We start from the raw sequence: 24618 nt of genomic DNA on the forward strand, positions 1-24618 counted from the left end.
TTTTATTCAATCCCTTCTACTGTTTCATGTAATGTTTTACGGACTGCGCCGGTTCCTGCTAGCATCTTAGCGAACAAGTGACCCACGTTTTCAGCGATTCCTGCTTGATAGAGATCCAACCCGAAAATCTGCGGATTTGCTAAGATTGGGCGAATGATCCCTTGAACATCGGCGGCTGTCCCTAACTGACACTCCCGTAAAATCTCTTGCAATTCTGCTAAGAGGGGATCAGGACTTGGGACAAATAGATGGCCTTCATTATCGATCGCTAAGAGATAACGCAACCAGCCAGCAATCACTAAGGGAATGAAAGTCAGCTCAGAAGCCGAGCCTTCTTTCTCCACATACTTTTTGATGGTTTCGCCAAAACGGATGGCGATTTTCTGTGAGGTGTCTGCGGCGATCCGCTGTGGGGTGTCAGGAATCAGCGGATTCGGTAAACGAAGACCGACCACCTCATCGATAAATTTCTTTGGCTGAATGATCTCAGGATCTTCCACTACCGGTAAGCCTTCACGATAGCCGATTCCTTTGATCAAAGCGACAATATCTGGATCGGTCATTTCCGCAGCAATGGATGTATAGCCGAGTAAACAGCCGAACAAACTCATTGCCGTATGCAGTGGATTCAAACAAGTTGTGACTTTCATACTATCGGTTTTGTCTACGATCTCTCGACTCGTCAAGATCACCCCCGCTTTGTCTAAATTCGGGCGACCGTTCGGGAAATCATCTTCAATCACTAAATAATGAGTCGCTTCTGTGTTAGCAAACGGAGCGATCGTCGTTCCTTTATCGGTCCGAATGACTGGCAACTGCTGAATGCCAGCTGCTGCTAATTCTTCTGCAACTGCTGTTGAAGGATTTGGCGTAATCCGATCGATCATTGACCACGGAAACGTCACTTGCGCGTTGTTTTCTAAGTATCGGACAAACGCTTCTGAAACATGCCCCAGCTTTTGCCACTCTTTTGCGATGGTGACAATCGCCGCTTGGAAACGGAGCCCATTTTGCGAAAAATTGTCGGTAGAGACCATAGCGATCGGAAGAGCCCCTGATTGAAAACGATCCCATAAAAAGCTAGCCAAAATGCTCATTGTATGGTTGACCTGATGAGGACCCGCAGCGAGATCCGCTTGGACGACAGGCAAAAAATTCCCCTGACTGTCTTTTAAGCCATAACCTTTTTCTGTGATTGTTACGGTGACCAATTGTAGTGACGGCTCACGAAATACTTTGCGTATATGCTCATAACTCGCAGTGCGGGAAGGATGGCAATAATAACTAGCCGCCGTTGACTGGAGCAATTTTTTCTCCAACCGTCCCCCTTCGTGCATGATCACTTCTAAAATGTCATTCTCGTAAGGCGCGTACACTTGATCGATCACTTGTTCATCAAAGGTTTCACACACTACGATTCCTTTTGACAACGCTTGTTGATTGATCAACGTTTGGGCTACTTCTGCGTGAAATGCCCGATACAAATTTCCCCCACCAAAGTGTAACCATTGAAACTGAGTATCTGATTGATCCCTCACTTCTTTGGGAACGACCGGCATCGTAACTCCTGCCTGCTTCAAGGCAGCAAAATCAAACATCCTACTTCCTCCTTTTCCTCAAAACTGATATATTAGTATTCTAGTTCATTTCGTGCTGAATTGCAAGCCTTTACAAAAGGTTATTCAACTTATATACTAGTTTTATTACTCAAAACTATCCCTAGGCACTTTCCTTCAGAGTTTTTCTTTCGAAGGGAATTGAATGCCTGATACAGAAAGAAGCGTTTATGTTGAACCCTACAAATTTTCAATCACAAGCTTATGAATCAATCAAAGAGTTGATCTTAACCGCCAAGCTGATTCCCGGTCAAAAAATATCTGAAAAGGAATTGGAGCAACGTCTAACCATCGGCAGGACGCCGATCCGTGAAGCAATTATTCGTCTGCGCCGTGAAGCATTGATCCATGTCGTTCCCCAAAGCGGCACCTATATTTCTAAAATCAGCATCAAACAAATTGAAGAAGCTCGCTTTGTCAGAGAGACGCTTGAAAAAGAAGTATTCATAGCGGCCTGCCAAGCCGTTACAGAAGAACAGCTGAAAGAACTAGAAAAACTCGTTATTTTGCAGCGGACCTATGCCCAATTGAAAGATGAAATCGAGTTTTTCCAACTCGACGAGGCCTTCCATCAGTTGATTTATAAAATCGCCGACAAAGAGAATGTCTGGAATTGGCTACAAACGATCAATCTGCCATTAAATCGCTTCCGCTTCTTACGTTTAGAGGTGGAGGAATTGTCTTGGGAAATTATTTTGCGAGATCATGAAGAAATCTTAGCAACCTTAAAAGAAAAAGACCAAGCCAAAATTGCTCCCTTGGTCGGACAACACATTGATGTCATTGATAACGATTTGGTTTTTGTGGAAAAAGCCTTTCCCGATTATTTTACGGAGTAAAGCTATTTGAAAATCATGGACCTTAAAAACCACCCTCGTCGAGTAGATAGCCTACTTGACGAGGGTGGTTTCATATGCTGAACAAGCGAGAATACGATCATTCAATCGGGTGATAACTAAAACCTTGCCCCAGTACTTCTGAGACATTATTGACGATCACAAACGCTTTTGGGTCAATAGTCTCAATGATTTGTCTGATCTGCATAAACTCTTGGTCGCTGGCAACGATCAGCAGCACTTGCTTGTCGGCTTGCTGGTAACCGCCTTGGGCAGCCAACAGGGTCGCACCCCGAGCTGTTTTATCAAAGACCGCTTCTCGAATCTCATTCACGTGGTTCTCACTTAAGATCATGATAGATTTCTTTCGGTTAAAGCCGGTTTCAATGTAGGTCATCACACCAGAGGTGATCACGATCGATAAGATCGCAAACAAGAACTCTTCAAACCCGAAAACGAACAAGTTCATGGAAACAACGATCGCATCGGTCGCCAGCAAGCCAATCGCTGGATTCAAATTAAAGTATTTCTTGAAAATCAGCGGTGGAATCGTTGTGCCGCCGCTGGAAGACTGATTTTTGTACAAAATCGCTACTCCTAAAGCAAAAATCGCACTGCCAAAAATCACGGAAAGCAACCGGTCTTCAGCCACCATATATTCCGGAACTAAAGCAATTGCTACTGGAAAAGCAAAACTACCATAGAGGACTTTCATAAAAGGCCCCTTCCCTAAAAAGGCATAGGCAAGAATAAGCATGAGAATATTCAAGACCATGATCACAGCCGCTCGATCCCAACCGAGTGCTGACTCTAATAAAATACCGATTCCGCTGACACCGCCAGCTGCCACATGATGCGGTCCTAAAAATAAATTGATGCTTGCCGCTAACAAGAAAAGTGCTGCGGTGATTTTTCCATAGGTTTTCAGAATTGTCATTTGTTTCCTCTTTTCTCTGTCATTTAAACGGTTTATTCAAGCTGCTTTGCAGCCATTCTTACTCCTCACTATACGCCCATTTGATGTCACCGACAAAATTTATGTTTAGCCAGAGGGAATAACCGGAAATCTGTTGGCTGATTGCTTGATTCAATCGTTCTCGCAAGGGATCTTGCTGACCTACTGTATCGAGAGGCGTTGCAGGTAAAATCACTACATCTAATTCCACAATGACTTGATTACCGACTTTGGCGGTACGTAACACAAAGTCCACCACTTCTTCTGCGCGCAATTCTTTTTCAACGATCGTCATGATGGTCTCCCTCAGTTCTTCTTTTGGAGTAGAAGAAGTCAATTCTAAAATCGCTGCTTTCAACTCTTTTATCGAAAGCTGGATAAAGAACAAGGTGATCCCGATGGAGATGATTGGGTCGACATACATCGCAAAATTCCCATAGGGACTGGCTTGGATCAGCCAGGACACAAGAAATGAACCGACGACACCCAGACTAAAGAAAAAGCCGAAACGCCATTGTTCTAGTTCCACCCAATAAAAGGGATGGGTCAGTGGTTTCTTTTTTAAGTACAAGTAAAAAGAGAAACAGTAGATCGTACCAACCAGCGAGAAATACAAACCGATTGGATCAATCATGCCATCACTGACGTGTAATAAACTAAAAGCAGATTCAATGATTCCATAAATTGAGATCAGCAGGATGATACTATATTGAATAAATACCACTAATGGCATCAATGCCTCTTTACCGAATGGGAAACGTTCAAAATCTTGGGCTTGGATATATTTTGCCACGTACAAAGCAATCAGTGACATCACTGCCCCAATCAATGTATAGACCCCATCTAACAAGAGGACGTTATAACTGACCAGCAACCCAAAAAGCAAGGCACCGCCACCATAGATACTCCCAGCGACAATCGATGCCAACAAAAGCTTGCGTATTTTTTTCTTTTCACTCATGATACTCCTCATCTTTCATAAAAAAACTATTCTTTTGATTGCGTTGTTCTATCTATAAGCCTATCTTCCCATATAAATAACATGAAAAACAGTCAATTTTTTCATACAAAGCGGAAAAAAATAGTGTTGCTGTCAATCATTCACTCTATTCTCTAATGACGTATATACGGTTTTCCTCTTCCTCTCTTTTTACATTCTGGTGTAAATCCCCTTGACTACACAGATTGATTCCCTTATCATCAAGGGTAACCATATTCAATCAGAATTTTCAGAATATTCCGTTATATTTTTCATGACGGCGATTCATTGGAAGACAGGGAGGATGAAGAGAGTGAAAGAAACAAAACAAGTCCCATGGACAGGAGAACCAAATCAACGTGCGATCAACTATTTGAATGAAGAAGGCAAAGTGATCGTTTGCCCAACCAAAGTCGGCTATATCATTGCCGTCTCTGATAAAAAGGGGCTGGAACGCAAGTTTTCAGCAAAGAATCGCAAGCGTAACAAACCAGGCGTCGTTCTTTGCAGCTCATTGGAACAGCTACATGAATTAGCCGAATTAAATGCGGAAACCGCCGCCGTTTACGAAACTTGCTGGAACAATGACGTGTTATTCGGTGCGATTTTGCCTTGGAAAGAATCAGGAAAAGCCTATATCCCAAATGATGGTTCAGAAGAATTGATGACGGACGTTCGGGGAACCAGCTGTTTTGTGATCAAATTCGGTGTCCCTGGTGAGCAGATTTCAAAAGAACTTTGGGATCAGAAAAAGAAATTGCTTTTCGCCAGCTCAGCGAACCCTTCAGGCAAAGGAAACCGCGGACTTGTTGAAGGGATCGGCGAACAAATCGCGCAAGAAGCCGATCTAATCATTGAAGGCAACGACTATGTTGCATCGATCCAACCAGACAAAACGCTGGAAACCCGCTATGAACAAGGAGTCATGGTTTCTTTCGTTGATAAAGACGGCAACTTGATTCCAGAGCAAGGAGACCAACGCTCCATCACTCCCGCACCTGTCTTGATCCGTAAAGGACTCGATGTTGAAAAAATCCAAATGTACCTTTCTGATCACTTCAACTCATGGGACTATCGCCACGGGGAGTACTATTGATCTTTCATTGTCAACAAGGAACCGAAGAACCAGCTAGCTGCCCTCCTTTTCTAGGAGAACCGCTCAGCTCGTTCTTCGGTTTTTTAATTGAAAAAAATACTTTTCTTCTATCGTACTTCATAAGAAAAGCGATCATGCGCTCAGCATCATCACTTTCCTGTTTTCCTAGTTCAAAAATAGAGCAATGTAACAAGCGACAAAGAGCCTTATTGTTTGCTCAATCCTCTTTGATTTAAATACTCTTTCATAAACAGTCGAGGCAAGCGGGAAAAGCTGCCTATTGCTGTTGTAGACCAGGAGCGTTCAGCATTGGTTTTTGTCCGTTTCGCATAATAGCACTTTGTTTCATCATCATAGGCATGAATGATGTCTTCTTTATTGCGAGAATATGTATTTTCATGATAAATTCCTTCAAATGGTATCCGTGGTTTTTTTTCATTTGTTTCAATAGGATGACCTATAGCGATTCCAAATACAGGATAGACATAATCAGGTAAATCTAGTAGCTCAGTAATTTCGATGATTGCATCTCGCACCCCGCCGATATAGCAAATACCTAACCCCATTGATTCCGCAGCTATCGCCAAATTTTGGGCTGCCAGAGAAGCATCAACAGCACCCACTATTGAGGCATCAATTCCTGACAACGTTTCTGTCAAATCGATTCCTTTTGCCTCTGCCATCTTTTTTATGCGATACAAATCAGCACAAAAAACAAAAAAGTGCCCTCCCTCTGCAATAAAAGGTTGATTTCCAGCGACTGCAGCAATCTCTTTCATCAGACGTGGATCTTCAACACCGATGATTGAATAAGATTGTTGATAGCTTGCGGTCGAAGCTGCTTGAGCCGCTGCAACGAGTGTCTTGATTTCTTCCTGTGTAAGTTTTTGCTCACTAAACTTGCGAACTGATACATGATTAAGAATCGTGCTTACTGTTTCGTTCATAATACCCTTCTTTCTCGAATAGATACATTTTCTCTCGACCTATTCTTTATTTTCACATCGTACTTGTGTGTCTTTGTCATTAGCAAAGCTTGTGAAATTACTAGATTGTTGCTTAGAAATTGGACCACTACAATAAATTCTTTATCGTAATTTCAGCAATTTGTTGTGCCATCGCCTTGTTTCTCATCGAAGCATTCAAGGTTCGCAGTCCATAATAGGCATTAAGGTAACAAAGAGACAGTTCTTTGGCTGTCTTTGTCGTTTTGATCTCTCCACTAAGCAGACTTTTTTCTATATGCTTTTCAACTTCTGCCTCAAGTTCCTTTGCATGTTGTTCGGACCATAACACCACGGCTGGATCAATACTGCCTCTTTCCATTGCTGCATTGATCAAATAACAGCCATTGCTGTTTTCTTGAAAATCTACTTCAATTGCCCAATTTAATAATGCTGTTAATTTTTCTAAAAGCCCTTTTTCCTGATCCAATAATTGCTTTTGCTCTTGAATCCAGCGCTCATGATATACACGCAGTGTTTCTACGTATAAATCGTGCTTACTACCAAATGTGTTATAAAAGCTACCTTTCCCCAACCCTGTTTCGCGACATAGATTCTCGGTTGAGCAGGCTTCATAGCCATGGGACCAAAATTCATGCATAGCAATCTTCACTGCTTCTTCCTTATTGTGTTTTTTAGGACGTCCTCGCATCTTTCCAGCTCCTTTTCTTTACCGATCAGTACATAAACAGAATATCATTTATGTACCAACCAGTCAAATATTATTTTGAGTTTTCACCTGCCTGTCCCTTCTCTTTTACACAAATGCTATTGTTAAGCTTCATTTATTAGTTTATTTCTCGTGTTTCTTTCAAAAGCTGAATGATCTCTGCCTGCTGTTTGATGATCGTATCTTGTTGCTTGATTTTAATCCAGTTTTGATCGATTTGGATAGCTGCTCCGAGATTTTTGTAACTAAGGTTGGGGATCTCCATGAAATGTATTCGGTGTGCAGATAAGTCATTAAAGATCTGGACAGACAGACCATCACTCAATTCATGGATCTCTTTTTCTTCAAGATATTGGTTGATCAGATTTTCTACAGTCAAACGCTTTTTTCGTTTCTTGCCTTGTGTACCATTCGAATTTTCGGATTTCTTGTTCGTACCAAACATTTTTGTTCTCCTTTCGTTAGGTCATCCTTCCTTCATTTTGTGATTCCGTGTCTCTTCTTCAGTGACCAAAATAAAATCGAGCGAAACCTACATGTAAATATTTTGTCACAAAATAGCATTATTATCTACATATTATTGTTTTTAACGATAAAAAAAGGAATGAATTACGATCAGGTTTCATCTGTCTTAGAATTCCAACTCTATTTCTGCTATAATACCCTCGTAAACACATAGGAGGTACTCGATGAAAAAGCATTCCTCAATTGCTTTCTAGGGGACGACGCCAATGACAGTGACTTTGGACTACACTTACTGCTGGGTTGTGGGCTGCCGCAACACAGTGCTTAGCACAAAACGAAAAAACTAAGCGTGGTACGGATTGCGAAATCGCATGAAGCTGGAAGCAGAAGTAATCGTTACGGACGGTGAATGTGTCCCTAGCCAAAGAAGCCTGATGAAGAACGAACGGAACCCTTTTCTCTCAAAAGAAATCATTCTTTTGGAGGAAAGCAAAATGAGAAAAGATGAAAATACGACCTTTGTTTGTAAAAACTGCAGTACGCCTGTGGCACCCTTGACCAATGGTTCTTACCGCAACCATTGTCCCCAGTGTCTCTACTCGTTACACGTGGATATTCGCCCGGGTGATCGTCAAAATACTTGCCATGGCTTGATGCGACCGATTGACTATCGCCAACATTCCAAAAAAGGCTATCAGCTGCTGCATGAATGCACCCGCTGCAAAAACCAGCAGTGGAATATCGTGGCACAGGATACGCAACAGCCAGACCATTTTATTGAGTGGTTGACTCAAACCGCTGCGTATCACTAAAAAACCAAAGAAGACCATGCTTAATGAAGCGACCCCCAAAAGTTAGACCAGAAAATCTAACTTTTGGGGGTCGTTATTTGTATGGCAAAATATCCTTTTGAATTAAAACTAAAAATCGTTAAAGAATATCTTAGTGGCGTGGGCGGATATCGGTATCTTGCCAACAAATACGGTATTTCAAGCAAGTCTCAAGTAAGTAATTGGGTGAATGCCTATCGTGAATACGGAGAGGAAGGTCTATTGAGAAAACATCAAAATCAGAAATATTCTGTTCAATTTAAGTTAAATGCGCTAGAGTTATATCAAACAAGTGAGATGTCCTATCGAGAAGTTGCTAGCACTTTAGAAATGAACAACCCTGCGCTTATTGCCAATTGGATGCGTAATTTCAGAGAAGCAGGTATTGAGGGGCTCTCAAAAGAGAAAGGGCGACCACTTACTTTGACTAGAAAAAAAGAAAACAAAAAAGAAAATACAACAACTGAAGAACGCGATCGTATCAAGGCATTAGAAAAGCAAGTCCGATCCCTTCAAATTGAGAATGCCTTTTTAAAAGAGTTGAGGAAGCTGCGAAAACAGGAAGCCCAGCAAAGACGCAAGAATCAATCGCACGAATCATCGCCAGCCTCCGAGGATCATTCAAACTAGTTGAGCTTCTTGAAACATTGAAATTTCCTAAAGCAACCTATATGTACTGGCAGAAACGGTTTGACAGACCAAACCCAGACCAAGAAATTGAAGAAAAAATGCTTGAAATTCGCAAAGAGCATAAAGATTATGGCTGTCTGCGACTAAAAAAAGAATTAGAGAATCAAGGGATTCATGTCAATAAAAAGAAGATTCAACGTCTGATAAAAAAACTAGGTATCGAAGTAAAGTCTTACACTCGAAAATCTCGACGGTACAATTCTTATCGTGGGAAGGTTGGCACTGTCGCCAAAAATCGTATTCATCGTCGGTTTTATACAAATATCTGTCACCAAAAAATTACAACTGATACCACAGAGTTTAAGTATTATGAAGTAGACACCACAGGTGTCGTTCGTCAGAAAAAGCTGTATTTAGATCCTTTCATGGATTTCTACAATAGTGAAATTCTATCTTATCGGATTTCTGAAAAACCAAACGCACTAGCCATAATGGAAGGATTAGAAGAAGCAATCCAGATGACAAATGATTGTCCATTTCGTAGAACCTTCCATTCAGATCAAGGATGGGCCTATCAAATGAATGCTTATAAGAATAAATTGAAGCAGCATAAAATCTTCCAGAGTATGTCTCGTAAAGGGAATTGTTTAGATAACTCACCTATGGAAAACTTCTTTGGTTTATTAAAGCAAGAGATTTTTCATGGAGAAGTCTATCGGAGTTTAGATGAATTGAAAACAAAAATTGACCAATATATCTATTATTACAACCATAAACGCATCAAAAAGAAATTAAATTGGCGAAGTCCGGTTCAGTTTCGAGAAGCTGTAAAAACAGCTGTCTAACTGTTAATTTTATCGTACAAAAAAGGAGTGGATTTCTCCACTCCATAAAAGTCTAACTTTTTGGGGTCACTACATTAAGGCTGGTCTTTTTTGGTTATCAGAACAACGGACCCCTTATACCACTAACTGCTCATAAACATTGTCGTCATAAGAAGCGCTTGCTTTAACCTAAAAAAACAGCCCGCTGTTTCGTCGATTGGTTGACGAAATTGCGGGCTGTCCTGCTAGTGTCTTCTTGATGATTTTACGTTGGTTTGCGCTTATTCAAAAACGAATTGATTGTGATACAGTTCCGCATAAAAGCCATCGGCAGCCACCAATTGATGGTGATTGCCTTCTTCAATGACTTCGCCGTCCTTCAAGACAACGATGCGATCGGCATTCAAAATCGTCTTCAAGCGATGGGCAATCACAAAACTGGTTCGTCCTTTGATCGCTTCATCCATTGCTCGTTGAATTTTCGCTTCAGTCACGGTATCAACGTTACTGGTGGCTTCATCCAAAATCAACAATTCTGGATTGGTCAAAATCGTTCGGGCAATACTCATCAATTGTTTTTGACCAGTACTGAAAAGATTATTCTCTTCGGTGATCTCCGTGTCATAGCCTTTTTCCAACGTCATAACAAACTCATGGATATTGGCTTGTTTCGCTGCTGCAATGACTTCGGCTTCAGTCGCTTCTGGTTTCCCAAAAGCAATGTTTTCGCGAATCGTCCCTGAGAACAACACGGATTCTTGCAAAACGATTCCCACTTGAGAACGCAGCAGATCCAAGTCTAGCTCCCGGATGTCGATGCCGTCAAAGGTCACAGAACCACCATTCACATCATAGAAGCGATTCAACAGGTTCATGATGGTCGTTTTTCCTGAACCCGTCGGTCCGACTAATGCGACCATTTCGCCTTTGTTGACTGTGATCGACACATCTTTTAGGACCAATTTTTGACTGTCATACCCAAAGTCCACATGATTCAAAGCAACCGCCTCTTTGATGCCCTTCACTTTGATCCCGTCTTTTGGTTTGACCTCATCGGGTTCATCAAACATTTCATTGATTCTGCGCGCACCGGTGATCGCCAATTGAATCATGCTGTAACCAGAAGAGATCTGCATCAATGGTTGATAATACTGCTGCGAATACTGGACAAAGGTCACAACTAATCCTAAAGCAACGGAACGTTCTAAGTCACCGTTTAATGCTAACCAGCCACCAAAGAAAATCACGATTGCCGTGTTCAACAAGGACATCCCTTGCATCAATGGGAAAAGCAGCCCAGAGTAGACTTGCCCTTTGTAGGTAGCTTCGCGGACTTGTTGGTTGTGGACCAGAAAACCATCGATGGTTTCTTCTTGCAGTCCATTGGTGATGATGATTCGTTGACCACTGATTTTTTCATCGATATAGCCGTTTAATTTTCCGACTTCATCTTGCTGCAGATCGACATATTTGCGGGCTTTTTGGATCACGATCACCGCGATTAAGACCGCAATCGGGGTAGAAGCAATCGTTGCCCATGCCAATTCAACGTTTTGACGGAACATCATGATCAAGATTCCCACCATTAAGACTACATTGGTCAGCACTTGCAACAATGCTTGGTTCAGACTGTTTTGGATGTTATCCAAGTCACTGGTAAAACGGCTCAAAATATCACCGTCTTGATGAGAATCAAAGAATTTGATCGTCAATTTTTCCAGTTTATTAAATAAACCGATCCGCATTCTGTTGGTTGATTTCCCCACCACTTGCGTGAACAAGATACTATAAACAAAATTGGCTGCACTGGCTAAGACATAAAAAATCAACAATTTCCAAATGATCGATAGAAAAGCTGATTTATCATCGACCCCTTGCATCAAACCACCAACATAATTCGCCAACTCTTGGAACGCTTCTCCGACAAAGACTGGCGCTTGCACTTGCAGATACGTTGCCAGAATCACCGTCACAAAAATGAATAGAAACGACCACTTGTATTGTTTTAAGTAATGGTAGAAAAATTTACTCGCTTTGAACAAATCTGTCATGGTTACTCCTCTCCTTTCTGTGTTGCGAAGATTTCTTGATAGATGGCATTGTTATTGGCTAAAAATTCATGGCTTCCTTCACCAACCAGACGTCCATTATCTAAAACGAAGATGCGGTCGGCTTTCACAACAGAGGCAATCTTTTGCGCGATGATGATCGTTGTCGTGTCTTTTAATTGTTTTTCAAACGCTTCGCGAACCAATTTTTCCGAACGAGCATCTAATGCACTCGTACTATCATCCAAAATCAAAATTTTCGGTTCACCGATCACCCCTCGAGAAATCGATAAGCGTTGCTTTTGCCCTCCAGAAAAATTGCTGCTGCGCTCGGAGACCGGCGCTTCAAACCCAGCGGTCAATTTTTGAATAAATTCACTGGCTTGGGCGATTTCCGTTGCGCGAGACATCTCAGATTCTGAGGCGTCTTTTTTCCCTTGCCGCAAGTTTTGGGCAATCGTTCCTGAAAAGAGGATCGCTTTTTGCAAGACAAAAGCGACCGTTTTACGCAAGCTTTGTTCATTGACTTCTTTCAAGTCAACGCCGCCAACTCGCACGACACCTTCCGTTGGGTCAAACAAACGGGGAATCAGCTGCGCCAACGTTGATTTGCCGGCACCAGTCGCCCCTACGATCCCAATCATTTCGCCAGGTTTGATGGTAAAACTGATAGCCGTTAGGGCATTTTTTTCATCCCCAGGGTAACGGAAGCTGACGTTTTCAAAAGCGACACTTCCAGACAACTCTTGTTCTGGGACATCTTGGTATTGCAGATCCGGTTCGGTATCTAGAATCTCTTTGATCCGTTTTAGCGAAACTGCAGCCCGCGATGTCATCATCATCATCATGCCGCCGATAATGATCGCCATCATAATTTGCATCAAATAATTCATGAATGAGGCAATTCCCCCAATCAAGGTTGGGTCATCTTTCGCTAGATCACTGACAAAGAAGATCGCGCCGACGACGGCTAAGTTGGCTGCCAGCATAAAGGAGGGGATCATTACAGAGAACAAGGTTCCTACGATAATATTATGCTTCGTTAACGTTTCACTGACTTTGGAAAAGCCTTGTAGCTGGTTTTCTTCTTGAACAAAAGATTTCACCACACGAATCCCCATCAAATTTTCTTTGGCAATCCCATTGATTTTGTCGATCAAGTTCTGGATGATCATAAAGTGTTTGCCCATCCGTGTAAAGGAGATTGCCGTAATCACTAGGACAGCGATAATTAGTAAGACGATGATCCACCAAAGTTGCGGCATGGTTGTCATCGCTAAAATGAAGGCACCGATAAATAAGAACGGGATGCGAAACAACGATTGCAGCGAGATCATCACTAAGTTTTGAATTTGCGTGATGTCATTGGTCAAGCGCACCACTAGGTTTCCTGCCGAGAAGGTTTCGATATTACCAAATGAGAATGTCTGGATTTTCCGAAACATCTCTTCCCGAATATCGGCACTAACGCCTTGCGCCACTTTCGCAGAAAAAATCGTGTTGATAATCCCTGCAACAAGGCCTAGCAATGCTAGCCCAATCAGCTGCACACCAATTTTTTTCATTTCATCATTGTTTTCGGTAATAATTGATTCTAGCACTTGCTGCAAGAGCTTCGGCTGCCATAATGCAGCAACGACCATTAAAATGACCGATAATAAGGCAATGCCGGTTGCCGCTTTGTACTTTTTGACATGGCGTAAGACCAGATCCATATACGTACCACTCCTTTGTGTTTAGCAGAAAAGACTGCCAAAAAATTTCGGTTGCACAACAATTTACCATGGATCACGACGGGAAACAAGCGAACAAATAAAACAAAAAGAGCTTTCATGAAAGCTCTTTGAAAATATTGCATAAATGTTGTCGAAAATAACGAATAGTAAAGGGATTATGATGATCCTCGATACTGGTTTCATTATTTTTTGTCGCTAAATCTTTGACTTACGATTCGCTGTTTTCCAGCTCACTTTTTTGTTTTTTTGTCAGTTTTTGTTTGACTAAATCGTAGGAAACCAAAATCATTTGTTCGATGTTTTCTTCCATCAAGGCATCAGATGCCAACTTGATGGTATTCCAATGGGTCTTATTGGCATAATACCCTGGAATGATCACGTCAGGAAATTGCTCTCGCAGCGTTTCGTTGACCTCGGGCAGATTTTTCAAAGTCAAAAACGCTGTTTCTTCTGGTTGTGGACTCATGATTCCAAACTGCTTTCCTACTAAATCAAAGTAGATTGCATCCCAATCTTCGCGATAATAGACTTTGGCTCCCGGCAAGCCTTCCCCAAATGCTTGAAATCGCTGCATTTTTTGTGCAATTTTTTCTTCAATCGATGTACTCATTGTGTTTCCCCCACTTTCTGCTATCAAAATCGCCATTTTCTGTCTCAGTTTTGACAGATTGAATCGCTTTCTGCTCTATTTCCTACTATTATACATGGTTGTCGTGGAAAAAGGGATTTTTTATCAGTGGCATGTCGACTGATAATGACGTTACATGCAGCTGTAAGCGGCGTTACATTCATTCACCTTTCTCAGAAGACACAAAAAAGCCCTCATCAGCGAGTAAGTTGTACTCGCCAATAAGGGCAACTGATTACTAGATGTCACGGACAAGATTCATTTGAGAATCTTAGTACCAACCATTTGCTTCCCAGAATGCTTTGGCAGCAGACCAAGAACCATAACGTGATGCAACATATTCATCGGCAACCTTTTCTTGGTTAGCAGCTGAATAGTCACCATTTAAGTAAGAGTTGGTTAATTGGTAACGGCCATAGTATTGTCCGTTTGTCGCTGTGTAAGAACCACCAGATTCTTTGTTGGCGATCCATTCTTTTGCTGAAGCTTCTGAGCCGCTAGCTGAAGAGCTGTAGCTTGAGCTGCTTTGTGTGCTTGCAGCAGATTGTGTGTTGCTTGATTGTGAAGCTGCTGGTTCACTTGGTTGTTGTACACTTGCTGCAGCAGTCGTGCTTGCAGATTCTGTATAAGTTGCAGTGCCATCTGTAGGGATGATCAATGCTTCCCCAACAAAAATCAAGTTTTTATCAGCAATCTCGTTTGCTTCAACGATCGCATTGATCGTATCATCAGAGCTATAACCATAAAAGTTAGTAGCGATTGTTGATAATGTATCACCAGATTGAACAGTGTATTGTTCGTCTGCAAAGGCGTCTTTCCCACCTAAGAAAAGGCCGAAACCGGCAAGGACAGCTGTACTAAGTAAAACAGTTTTTAAAGACTTCATATAATTAAATCTCCTTCTTTGAAACTCATTTTGCGTCATTTGAGATGACTCAAGCGCATAAACAAGTCTAACATCGAAGAATATTTCATAGGTAAAGAATTCATTACAGATGATTACGAAAACGACAGTTGCCTTACGTTTCGTAAGAATTTGAGAATCCTATCATATCAAGCTTTGTTCTGCTGTAATTTTTAACATTACAGTTATTTTGTTTTCAGGTAAACCAGTTAACCTTAGAAAACCTTTCCTATATTACAAAAATCCCTCTTTTTACACAGGATTGTAACAAAAGAAGGAACGAGACAAGGTCTCATTCCTCATTTACTTTCTATTTTTTCTTCACTGGGATCAATTTATTCATGACGATCGCCGCAATAGCGCTTAAAGCAATCGGTGAATCTAATAAATATTGTAAGAATTGAGGCGCGGATTCTTTGATTTCTGCTGGCATAAACAACAAGCCGATGGCAATAATCAACGGTACCCCGATAATATACAACTCCCGCTCGGAAAACTCTTCATTCTTAATGACCCGAAAGCCGCTCAACAAAATAATGACGCAGACGACCGCGAACACGCCGCCGATGACAGCAGAAGGTACTGCGTGAATCAAGGCTGAAAGTTTTCCCATGAAGGACAATATGATAAACCAGACGGACGCCATCACAAAGACTTTTTTACTAGCAACCCCTGTGATCGAAATGATCCCTGCATTGGTAGAATAACCAGTTACAGGGGTCGTTCCAACTAAGGCGGCAACCAAGCAGCCTAACCCTTCACCGATCACGCCTTTATTGATCTGTTCATCCGTAACAGGTTCTTCTGTCACAGAACTGACCGCGTACCAAGTTCCTGTTGTTTCTGCTAGGAGAACCATATAGATCACTAGCATCGTTAAGATCGCTGAAACATCAAAATGCAGGCCATAGTTTAGAAATACCAGTTTTGGCAGACTAAAGAAAGAAGCATCCGCCACCGACTGAAAATCAACGCCTCCCATAAAGGAAGCAATCACGGTACCGATAACCAAAGCAATAATGACCGAACTGATTCGGAAGTATTTTCCCATTCCTGGAAAATAATCGCCTAACATGGAAAACAAGATCAAAATCGCCGCAGTAATCGCAGCTAGCAACATGTTTTGATTGGCACTTAGTGTTTCAGTGGCAGGATAGATATTGCTAGTAAATGCCGTTGGCAACAGCGTCAAACCAACGATCATGATGATCGTTCCACTGACGATCGTAGGAATAAAATGACGAACGATATACTTATAGATGCCAGTAAAACCTAGTAAAATGACTGCTGCGGCACCAACAATGCTGGCACCTAACACCGTGTCCATGCCGTTGGCACCAAAATAAATACCGATGATCGCTCCAACGGGTACAAAGGATGGTCCTTGACATACGGGTAATTTCAAGAAAAAGAGGACTTGGATCAAAGAAGCGATCCCTGCTCCTAAAAAGGTCGATTGGATCAAACCTGATGCGTCTGAAGAGGACATCGCCACCGCGGTTGCGATAATAAATGGCGGCACATACACGTCCATTGCCAACACATGCTGTAATCCTAAAAGTACTGCTTGACCAAAGGGAATGTCTTCATTCATTCCGATCGTTAAATGTTTGTTTTTCGTTGATTCCACTGTCTCATTCTCCTCATTTTTCGTGTACTTTTTTTCCTTGGACCCAGACTTGGCGAATATTTTGCATCGTTGCTAAGTACAGGATTTTTTGTAATCTTGCTTCGGGTGAAGTAAACACACCGAAGTCAGGCAAAGGATTTTCTTTTTGTCGCGTATCGATCACTTGCACATCAAACGCGTACCCTTCTTTGATGACACCTACTGGTAATCTCAGTGCCTCACCGCCGCCTTTTGTCGCCAATGAGAACGCATCGATCACGGATATACGAGAATCAGCTACTCCTCGTGTGTTTTGAGGAAGCGTGACATCCACGCCATCTTCTAACATTCTCGAAGACATCACAGCTTGTTTGATGTTGTCATACAAACTCGGTGAAAAACCGCCGGAGATATCCGTTCCTAAACCAATCGTGACCCCTTGTTCTTTCAAGCGCTTGATTGGGATCACGCCATTGGCAAAGTAGGCATTTGAGATGGGACAGTGCGCAACTGCGGCGCCGGTTTCGACAAAACGGGCGCCGTCAGCTGGGCTGATGAAATTGCCATGAGCCATCACTGCTTTTTCACGCAACAAGCCAAAATCTTGCAGCACTTCGGTATCCGTTTTACCAAATCGTTCTTGAACAAAGTCATGTTCCCATTGCCCTTCACTGCAGTGGGTCTGAACATGAACATCATATTTTTCAGCCAATGCGCCTAACCCTGCCAAGCCTTCATCGGTACAGCTGGGGACAAATCGCGGAGTGACCACAGGATAAACGCCTTGTGGTGCGGTCTTTGCGATTGCTTGTACTTCTTGAATAAAACGTTCTGTATCCGCTAATGCCTCTTCTGTTGACGCGTCCCGATAAAAAGCAGGATTGGCTTGGGGATCGTCCATGACGACTTTTCCGACTAATCCCCGTTGACCAAGAGCGGCACAAGTCTTCGCCAATTGAAGACTCGCTTCTAGATGGATCGTTGCAAAATAAAGAACCGTTGTCGTTCCTCTTGCCAATAGCTGTGCCACCAAATCTTGATAGACAGCTTTGGCAAATGCTGGATCGGCATATTTTGCCTCCAGCGGAAACGTGCATTCATCTAACCAGACATTTAACGGTTCATCTAACGCGATCCCTGCTTGCGGCCATTGCGGTGCATGGACATGCAGATCGACAAACCCTGGTAAAAAGCACTGGCCTTCAGATAAAGCCTGAAGATTCTCTGATGCTTTTGCCAGCTCTGCCTCATACCCTTGATCTGTTTTGGCAGTGACTTTCGTGATGATCCCTGCATCATCGACTTGAATCAATGCATCTTCTATATATTCTAGTTTTCCATCAGTTGGCGTATGGAAAACATCTCCTTTAAAATAGCGAATGGTTGCCATTTGTTTGATTTCCCCCGTTCTCTAAGACATTGTCAGGAAAAAGCCGTTCATTTAATGTTCCTTTTTCACTAACACGATGTTCTTATTTTAACGCTATTCGAAAATAGTGCAATAAAATTCACTATCATAAAGGAAGATAAAACGCTGAACGTTCGGTTTTTATGCGATTTCAAAAAAAGACACCGTCTAGAAATAAGACAGTGTCAGTTAACGACGCTTATACTTTTGTTTTCTTTAATTGCCGATAAAATACCACCAGTCCACCTACTAGCAAACAGAGTACTCCTGCAATCGAGCCCCATTTTGCTGGCTCTAAAAAGCTTTGGATCCTTGAGGTCTGATTCGTTGCCGTCGTTCCTGATAGCTGAAACAAGAAAGCCAGCGGCTGATGTTCAAAACGAAGAATGACAAACAGGAGTGTCATCAAAAGAAATTGATGTACCAGACTCCCTTTGCTTTGTGTGGCATACTTGGCTAAACTCTGCTGCTCGATTGCTTCGGGTTTTGCCGTCAAATACTGTTTCGTGAGCCATTGATTCAATCCCGCATTAAAGAAGCTAATGACGAATAAACTTATTGGAATCAGTGTGTCGCTGCTGAACAGAAGAACACCTGCCATCAGCCCAAGTAAATATGTTGGTACCAGCTGTTTTTCTAAACGATGAGCGAGTTTTCCTCCGAGAAACATGGCACCAAAAAGGCCCAGTGCATATGGTAAGTAAACGTGCGTGCTTAGCGCTTGTGCTCCAAATCGACCGGTAACATACACCGAGCCGAAAAGAAAAAGAAAGTTTCCGATCACCCCACGAATGAAGGTGAGCACATTTAGATGAAGTGGCTGTTTCCACCAGCGGCTGCGTTTCGTTAAAGTGATCAGCAGCAAAGCAAAGAGAAACAAGAAGCCAGTGATCGCCCATTCAAACAGGGCATTCGACTTGATCAGCCTTGCTGCTCGCAAGCCAAACAGTAAGAGAAAGAAAAAGAAATACAACAAAAACTGCTTGTTGAATAACTGGTTGCGCTGCATCAACGGTCTTTTTGGGAGGTTGTTGAAGGTTTGACTACTCTTAGCCGCCAGCACAAAGAGTGCAAAATAACTGCCAAATAGACCAATGCCTTGAAGGTCATCAGGCAACCGTAAGGCAAAGAGTAAAACCAAAAGATAGAACAGCGCCTCCTTCCAATCATTTTTCAGCGGCTGTTCAGTGAGCTTGGCTTTTTGGCGTACCATCAGATCAGCTGGCGGCAGCCAAGAAGCACTGATCCCCAACAAACCAGCAGCTGGCAAGAGTGCCACGCTCCACCAAGTGCTCAAGATACCCACCAATGCGCCGGCACCGCCGATCAAGACACTTGCTGCTAACAGCGATGGTGCGAAAAGCGCCGTAAGCGTCTGTAAGAAAAAGACCCCTGTCATGCGAAAGGTATAAAACAGCGCAAAGGCTAATGCTGCACTTAGCGACTGCTCTTTGCTCAAAGATAAAAAATAAAGATACGGAATGATCGTGATCGTATTGCTGATGATCAAAAGTGCGGTATGGGTTTTGAAAGCTTTCATCGTCCGACTCCTTGGTTTGATTTAAGGCTCCATCTTTCTTCTATCCTACACCTTCAAGCAATCCTGTCAACGTGCGTACCAAATTTAAGCAAAAAGAAACCAAGTGTTTTGTCAAAGGACTGACACTTCGTTTCTTTTTCTTATTGCGATTTTCGGTTAGGAGCCAGTAGACTGAATCGTTTGCTTAATTGCCTGAATTTCTTCATACAACCCTTGAAACTCTTTTGCAAGCTCACTCATGATGTCTGCGCTCATCAAAAGATCTTCCGCATGACTTAATAGTAAGGACATCCAGACTTTTTCCCCTTGGGCTTCTTGTTGAACTAACTTCCGATGTGCCAAATGGGCTTCATGATAATGTTCTTTTCCTTTTTCGATTGCTTGCAGTGCAGCCAGATTCTGGGCTTCTCTTCCTTTTTGAATACTTTCAAAAAAGCAACTTCTTGCCATACCCGCTTGCGAAATAATCTGAAAACAAATTTGTTCTTTTTCTTCCATTCTACTCTCCTATTAGTTCAAGTGCTTGTTCCAATGCTTTTTTTCCATCCATCATGCCATAGGTGCGCATGTCGATACTGGCTGCTGGACAAGCAACTAAACCTTGAACTTCATTTAATCGGTATGAAACTTGCGGTCCTAACAGTACGCAATCAGCATCTTTTGCTGCAGTCGTTACTGATTCAATGGAGAACGCATCGATCGCCACCGTTTCTCCTTTTTCTTGCGCTGCTTTTTTCATATTATTTACTAAGACACCAGTAGACATGCCGCCAGCGCAAACTAATACTATTTTTTTCATCATTGTTCCTCCATTTTCTCGTTATTTGTTACTCAACGACTGTCGCTTGGGTTTGCAGATTCTTTTCTTCAGCTAGTGCTGCTTTGTCTTGCAGACGCATAAAAGGGATATAGATGAGGACACATAAGACAAATTGAATCAATTGTGCAATGATTCCTTGCCAGCCATTCACTAAGAAGCCACCGAAAATAATCGGAAATCCAGTTGGGATATTGACTCCATTGTGATAAGGCAAAAAGCCCACAATTGTTAAGAGATATGCTGACAACACGGAAACAGCCGGTGTTAACATCAAGGGAAGCAGCATTCTGATATTCATCACCTGAGGAATCCCAAATTTGATTGGCTCAGAAATACCAAACATGGAAGGGATCAAACCAATTTTACCAACAGCTTTTAGTTGCTCTGATTTGCAGCCAAAAATAGCCAGTAAAGCGACTGCAAATGAGCGAGCCCCGCGATTGTTCAAAATAAACCCAATCGTAAACAAATGTGGTAATGCTTGACCGGCACTGTACGCCGCCAGATTATCAAGTCCTGGTTGGTAAAAGACCAGCATCAAGATCGGATAAACAGCCAACACTCCGTGAATGCCAAAGAACCAAAGAAATTCGATAAAAGCCACAATGATCATGCAGGCAAGAATATTCGCTCCTAGCAAGGTCAGTGGAGCTTGTACCCAAGTATAGATCATATCTGTCAGCGTGCCATAAGGGGTTGCCGCCATGCCCACGTAGATGATGCCCATAATGGCTGAAACAATAATTGCTGGCACGATCGCTGCAAAGGATTTGTTGACGATCGGCGGTACCGAATCCGGCATTTTGATCATCAAATTCTTCTGTACACATAAAATGTAAATTCTGGCACCCAACAATCCACCAAACATGGCGACAAACATCCCACCGGAGCCAAGGGTCGACAACTCCATCGTACGAGTTTCTTCTAAAGTCGAAATCGGACTCAAGATCAAAAATGAGACCAAACTCATGATACCGGCATTTAGTTGATCCGCATTTAAATGTTCGGCTAATTTATATCCAACTAGAAAGGCGACATAAACGGAAACGACATCGATCGTCATCGCGTTGACTTGGGTTAATAGTGCTTTCAAACCAATTTGTTCCATTATCTGTTGCGTTGCCCCAATATCGATCGCATTGATCAAGGAAGCAATGGAACTGATCATCATGACGGGCATTAAGCCCATCATTGCATTGGCAATGGCTTTCATATAAATATTGTTTTGTACTTGAATGGCTGCAGCTAGTATTTTATCTTTCAGTGTATTCATAAGGTCCTCCTTCACTTAATCCCGCAAGTATTTATCTTTAAGCAGCTGGATTTTCTGCTGTGAAAAACCCAGTTCTTCTTTTACATACGTTTCAATCCCCCCATGAGCCTCAATCAAATCCAAAGCGGTTTGTAAAAAGCACCGATCAGCTTCTTTGAAGTATCGCATTGCTGCCACAAAATCGGGGTTGTTCGTTTCTTCTTGTATCTGCTTGAGACTCTTGGTATTTTTCTCTCTTTTGTACTCGTTGGTCAGCAGATAATCTTCCATGACCTCTTCATAACTGACACCCAACAGTAACTGAATCAGGGCAACCCCATAACCGGTGCGGTCTTTGCCACCACGGCAGTGCTGAACCACTGCACCTTCAGCTTCCAAATGAATGTCCAATACTTCTTTAAAAACGGTCTTGCATTGACTGTTTTCAACAAATTCATGATTTTGCCGAATCATCAATTCTTTTGCAACTTCGGCGGTGATTTCTTCTGCAGAAAGCGCCATTGGCTCCCCTTCTTCTGAAGAAGCTAAAGCAGCAATATCAGCAATCGGTGTCAAATAAAGCACCTGAGCATTCCCAATGGGTTTGTCTTCATTGTCTACTCTTTCTTGGGCATTACGGTAGTCAATAATTTTCTCGATTCCCAGAGCTGCTAATTTTTTCTGATCGGCTTCTGTCAATTTGCTCAATTCGTCTGAGCGGTATAGTTTTCCAGTCACCACATATTTTCCCTCTTTGGTCCGATAGCCGCCAAAATCGCGAAAATTATATGCACCTTCTAAGGTTACTTTTTCATTTGTCATATACTACTCCTTTAAATAATTAATGAACGACATAAAGTCCGTTGTTGCAGCTAGTTTGTTAACTTTATCCAACGAAGAACATTGTTTGATCAAATGATCATTCAGCGGTTTCACTTTTAAGTGATCTTGTTCAGCAATCACTAATAAGAAAACGAGACGAACCGACTGTTTGTACCAGAACACTGGCTTTTTCAAGTTTGCAACAGCAATCACCGTTTCTGAACCAATCAGTGCATTGGGATGAGGGAAAGCGACCGACGGTAAGAAATCGGTTCCAAAAAAGGCTTCTCGTTCAAAAACTAATGTTTCAAAATTCTCAGGCATTGAATACTGTTCTTTGATTTGTTGGCATAAAAAATGCAATACCGCTTCTTTTGTTTCAAATTCTTGTTCACAGATGAATAATGATTCCTTAAAGTAGTTCAAAAGCACTTCTTCTGTGAAGACAGCGGCCAATGCGGCTTCGATCTTTTTGATCATATCCGGTTGCATAAAATAATCAACATTCATAACAGGAATCGTTCCTTCGTAAGGAAGGGGAATCGAAGAAAAGATGAAATCGAACTCCTGCTCTTCGATCATTTGCAAAAATTCATATTGATTGCATACCGTGACTTTCTTGATATAATTGCGAAAATAAAACTCAAATTTCTCTTTAAGGAAGGTATTGGCCGCTCGGCCTAGGTCATTGACCACTAAAATATACTTGCGCTGTGTTTGCGAATTTTTCTTATTTAAAGCCACATCAAAGTGCATCGCCAAATAGCTGAGTTCATGATCACTGATGGTCTTTTCAAATTGCTTTGCAATGACTTGACCGGCAATGATGGCTAAATCATAAGCGACATTACAGTGTACCTTCACCTCATTCAACAAAGGATTTTTCAGCTCGATCCCCAATTCGATCCGATCGATCAGCGGAGCAAAGTGCAACATCAACATCGTTTGCAGATCCAAGTCTTTGCTGAAATCGATTTGGCGGCTTTCCTTGATCGCTTTTAAAATTTTGCTGACCAATTCTGCTGCTTCATCTGAAACAGTCATCTTTTCATTTCTAGGGACTACTCGTTTGCCAACGATTTGCCCTAAAACATAATTTCGCTCGTATTCGGTAAAGTGTACAGCACATTCTTTTTCAATTCTGGCTATGATTCGCTCTCCTAGTAACGTCTGTTCATCATTGGTCCTGCCGCTGATTGGCAGATTTCGATCCAAGTAGCGGCCGCTTTGCATGCGTAAGACAGCGATCGCTAAATGATTCACCAGATTGTTCAAAATAGCCTCCGACATGGGGTAGGCTTTTTGCGAAAACTCCGACGAAACGATCGCTTTTATCTGCTGATGAAGAAGCGACGGTGTATCTTCGCTGATTGTGCCCTCTTCTAACTGCTTGATATGGGTTCTTTGCAAATAATTACTAGCCATAAACCGTCTCAAGTCAAATTCGCTGCCGCTAAGTTTCATTCCGTAATACGGCTTCGTTTGAATGGAGAGCTGGTAATGGCTTAGTATACGTCGCAGCTTTTTCAATTCTTGAGATAGCTTACTCTGAGAAATGAATAAGCGTTCGCAAAGCATTTCGGACTTAATATACGTTTCTTCTTGAATAAAGAATTCAATAATTCTAGAAACAAAGTCGTCATTGTGTGACGCTTGTTCTTTACTTCGCTGAAAAGCTTCTTCGTTCGTTATTTGTAAATACAACCCACTCCCTTTTTTCGCTTGGATCATACAACCGTATCGTTCTTGATGCTGGTTGATTTCTTCTGCATAACGGCGAACGGTTTTCCTGCTAACACCCAACTCGGCAGCAGCCGCTTTACTCGTCATAAAACCGTCATGCTTCGAAAGTGTTCTTAACAACAATAGGCTTAATTTTTCCATCTCTCTCTCCCTCGCTTACTAGTTTAGAGTCAAACTCAAGCAACCTCCATAGGTATATCTTC

Annotated in this window: 23 protein-coding genes; 5 read left to right on the forward strand and 18 right to left on the reverse strand. The window is 42.1% G+C overall.

Going from position 1 to position 24618, the window contains the following annotated elements; translation table 11 throughout:
* Positions 1–2 precede the first annotated feature (2 nt).
* A complete protein-coding gene (locus IGI71_RS13720) occupies positions 3–1598 on the reverse strand; it encodes a mannitol dehydrogenase family protein (RefSeq protein ID WP_231434920.1) in 1596 nt (531 codons plus the stop codon).
* A gap of 188 nt (positions 1599–1786) precedes the next feature.
* Between IGI71_RS13720 and IGI71_RS13725 the strand changes: the two genes are divergently transcribed.
* On the forward strand, positions 1787–2455 hold the full coding sequence (locus IGI71_RS13725) for a GntR family transcriptional regulator (protein WP_231434921.1): 669 nt from the start codon (positions 1787–1789) through the stop codon (positions 2453–2455).
* Positions 2456–2552: 97 nt separating this feature from the next.
* Here IGI71_RS13725 and IGI71_RS13730 read toward each other — a convergent pair whose 3' ends face one another.
* Both IGI71_RS13730 and IGI71_RS13735 read right to left on the reverse strand, forming a co-directional pair.
* Entirely contained in the window at positions 2553–3389 is an 837-nt protein-coding gene (locus IGI71_RS13730) for a YitT family protein (RefSeq protein WP_015510257.1), read from the reverse strand.
* A gap of 58 nt (positions 3390–3447) precedes the next feature.
* A complete protein-coding gene (locus IGI71_RS13735) occupies positions 3448–4368 on the reverse strand; it encodes a cation transporter (protein WP_015510258.1) in 921 nt (306 codons plus the stop codon).
* Positions 4369–4690: 322 nt separating this feature from the next.
* Here IGI71_RS13735 and IGI71_RS13740 point away from each other — a divergent pair, with 322 nt between their 5' ends.
* Positions 4691–5482: an L-threonylcarbamoyladenylate synthase gene (locus tag IGI71_RS13740; RefSeq protein WP_034859003.1), complete on the forward strand. Its 792-nt coding sequence runs from the start codon at positions 4691–4693 to the stop codon at positions 5480–5482.
* 206 nt (positions 5483–5688) lie between these two features.
* Here the strand turns inward: IGI71_RS13740 and nfsA are convergent, their stop codons facing one another.
* The 3 genes from nfsA to IGI71_RS13755 form a co-directional block, all read right to left on the reverse strand.
* Complete coding sequence (nfsA, locus tag IGI71_RS13745; protein ID WP_231434922.1) at positions 5689–6429, reverse strand: oxygen-insensitive NADPH nitroreductase; 741 nt, start codon at positions 6427–6429, stop codon at positions 5689–5691.
* 127 nt (positions 6430–6556) lie between these two features.
* Positions 6557–7138, reverse strand: coding sequence for a TetR/AcrR family transcriptional regulator (locus IGI71_RS13750; RefSeq protein ID WP_196043953.1), 582 nt, complete (start codon positions 7136–7138; stop codon positions 6557–6559).
* Between the two features lie 136 nt (positions 7139–7274).
* Positions 7275–7601 (reverse strand): hypothetical protein, encoded by a 327-nt coding sequence (locus IGI71_RS13755; protein WP_196043954.1) that lies wholly within the window; start codon positions 7599–7601, stop codon positions 7275–7277.
* A 514-nt stretch (positions 7602–8115) separates the two neighbouring features.
* Here IGI71_RS13755 and IGI71_RS13760 point away from each other — a divergent pair.
* The 3 genes from IGI71_RS13760 (at position 8116) to IGI71_RS13770 (ending at position 9926) form a co-directional block, all read left to right on the forward strand.
* Positions 8116–8433 (forward strand): RNHCP domain-containing protein, encoded by a 318-nt coding sequence (locus IGI71_RS13760; protein ID WP_170927546.1) that lies wholly within the window; start codon positions 8116–8118, stop codon positions 8431–8433.
* Between the two features lie 81 nt (positions 8434–8514).
* Positions 8515–9081, forward strand: a complete 567-nt coding sequence (locus IGI71_RS13765) for a helix-turn-helix domain-containing protein (protein WP_016249835.1) — start codon at positions 8515–8517, stop codon at positions 9079–9081.
* The gene (locus IGI71_RS13770) at positions 9051–9926 is read left to right on the forward strand and encodes an IS3 family transposase (RefSeq protein ID WP_317726542.1); all 876 of its coding nucleotides are present in this window, start codon (positions 9051–9053) and stop codon (positions 9924–9926) included. Before IGI71_RS13765 ends, IGI71_RS13770 begins: the two co-directional genes overlap by 31 nt.
* A gap of 260 nt (positions 9927–10186) precedes the next feature.
* Here IGI71_RS13770 and IGI71_RS13775 read toward each other — a convergent pair whose 3' ends face one another.
* The 12 genes from IGI71_RS13775 to IGI71_RS13830 form a co-directional block, all read right to left on the reverse strand.
* On the reverse strand, positions 10187–11956 hold the full coding sequence (locus IGI71_RS13775; RefSeq protein ID WP_074535446.1) for an ABC transporter ATP-binding protein: 1770 nt from the start codon (positions 11954–11956) through the stop codon (positions 10187–10189).
* 2 nt (positions 11957–11958) lie between these two features.
* Entirely contained in the window at positions 11959–13668 is a 1710-nt protein-coding gene (locus IGI71_RS13780; protein ID WP_430615805.1) for an ABC transporter ATP-binding protein, read from the reverse strand.
* 229 nt (positions 13669–13897) lie between these two features.
* Complete coding sequence (locus IGI71_RS13785) at positions 13898–14299, reverse strand: MmcQ/YjbR family DNA-binding protein (RefSeq protein ID WP_010749917.1); 402 nt, start codon at positions 14297–14299, stop codon at positions 13898–13900.
* 289 nt (positions 14300–14588) lie between these two features.
* Positions 14589–15203 (reverse strand): LysM peptidoglycan-binding domain-containing protein, encoded by a 615-nt coding sequence (locus IGI71_RS13790; RefSeq protein ID WP_005228480.1) that lies wholly within the window; start codon positions 15201–15203, stop codon positions 14589–14591.
* 328 nt (positions 15204–15531) lie between these two features.
* Positions 15532–16815, reverse strand: a complete 1284-nt coding sequence (locus IGI71_RS13795; protein WP_231434931.1) for a uracil-xanthine permease family protein — start codon at positions 16813–16815, stop codon at positions 15532–15534.
* Between the two features lie 49 nt (positions 16816–16864).
* Entirely contained in the window at positions 16865–18220 is a 1356-nt protein-coding gene (gene guaD / locus IGI71_RS13800) for a guanine deaminase (RefSeq protein ID WP_231434923.1), read from the reverse strand.
* A gap of 217 nt (positions 18221–18437) precedes the next feature.
* The gene (locus tag IGI71_RS13805; RefSeq protein WP_231434924.1) at positions 18438–19778 is read right to left on the reverse strand and encodes a hypothetical protein; all 1341 of its coding nucleotides are present in this window, start codon (positions 19776–19778) and stop codon (positions 18438–18440) included.
* Between the two features lie 156 nt (positions 19779–19934).
* The gene (locus tag IGI71_RS13810) at positions 19935–20276 is read right to left on the reverse strand and encodes a PTS lactose/cellobiose transporter subunit IIA (RefSeq protein WP_010749921.1); all 342 of its coding nucleotides are present in this window, start codon (positions 20274–20276) and stop codon (positions 19935–19937) included.
* A gap of 1 nt (position 20277) precedes the next feature.
* Positions 20278–20577, reverse strand: a complete 300-nt coding sequence (locus IGI71_RS13815) for a PTS sugar transporter subunit IIB (RefSeq protein ID WP_010749922.1) — start codon at positions 20575–20577, stop codon at positions 20278–20280.
* A 28-nt stretch (positions 20578–20605) separates the two neighbouring features.
* Positions 20606–21871 carry a PTS sugar transporter subunit IIC gene (locus IGI71_RS13820; protein ID WP_142968698.1) on the reverse strand — a complete coding sequence of 422 codons (1266 nt, stop codon included), beginning with the start codon at positions 21869–21871 and terminating at the stop codon, positions 20606–20608.
* 15 nt (positions 21872–21886) lie between these two features.
* Complete coding sequence (locus tag IGI71_RS13825) at positions 21887–22672, reverse strand: tyrosine-protein phosphatase (RefSeq protein ID WP_015510270.1); 786 nt, start codon at positions 22670–22672, stop codon at positions 21887–21889.
* 3 nt (positions 22673–22675) lie between these two features.
* Complete coding sequence (locus IGI71_RS13830) at positions 22676–24556, reverse strand: BglG family transcription antiterminator (protein ID WP_231434925.1); 1881 nt, start codon at positions 24554–24556, stop codon at positions 22676–22678.
* Between the last annotated feature and the right edge of the window lie 62 nt (positions 24557–24618).

This window comes from Enterococcus sp. DIV1279b (assembly GCF_050531515.1).
GTDB classification, from domain to species: Bacteria; Bacillota; Bacilli; order Lactobacillales; family Enterococcaceae; genus Enterococcus_D; species Enterococcus_D casseliflavus.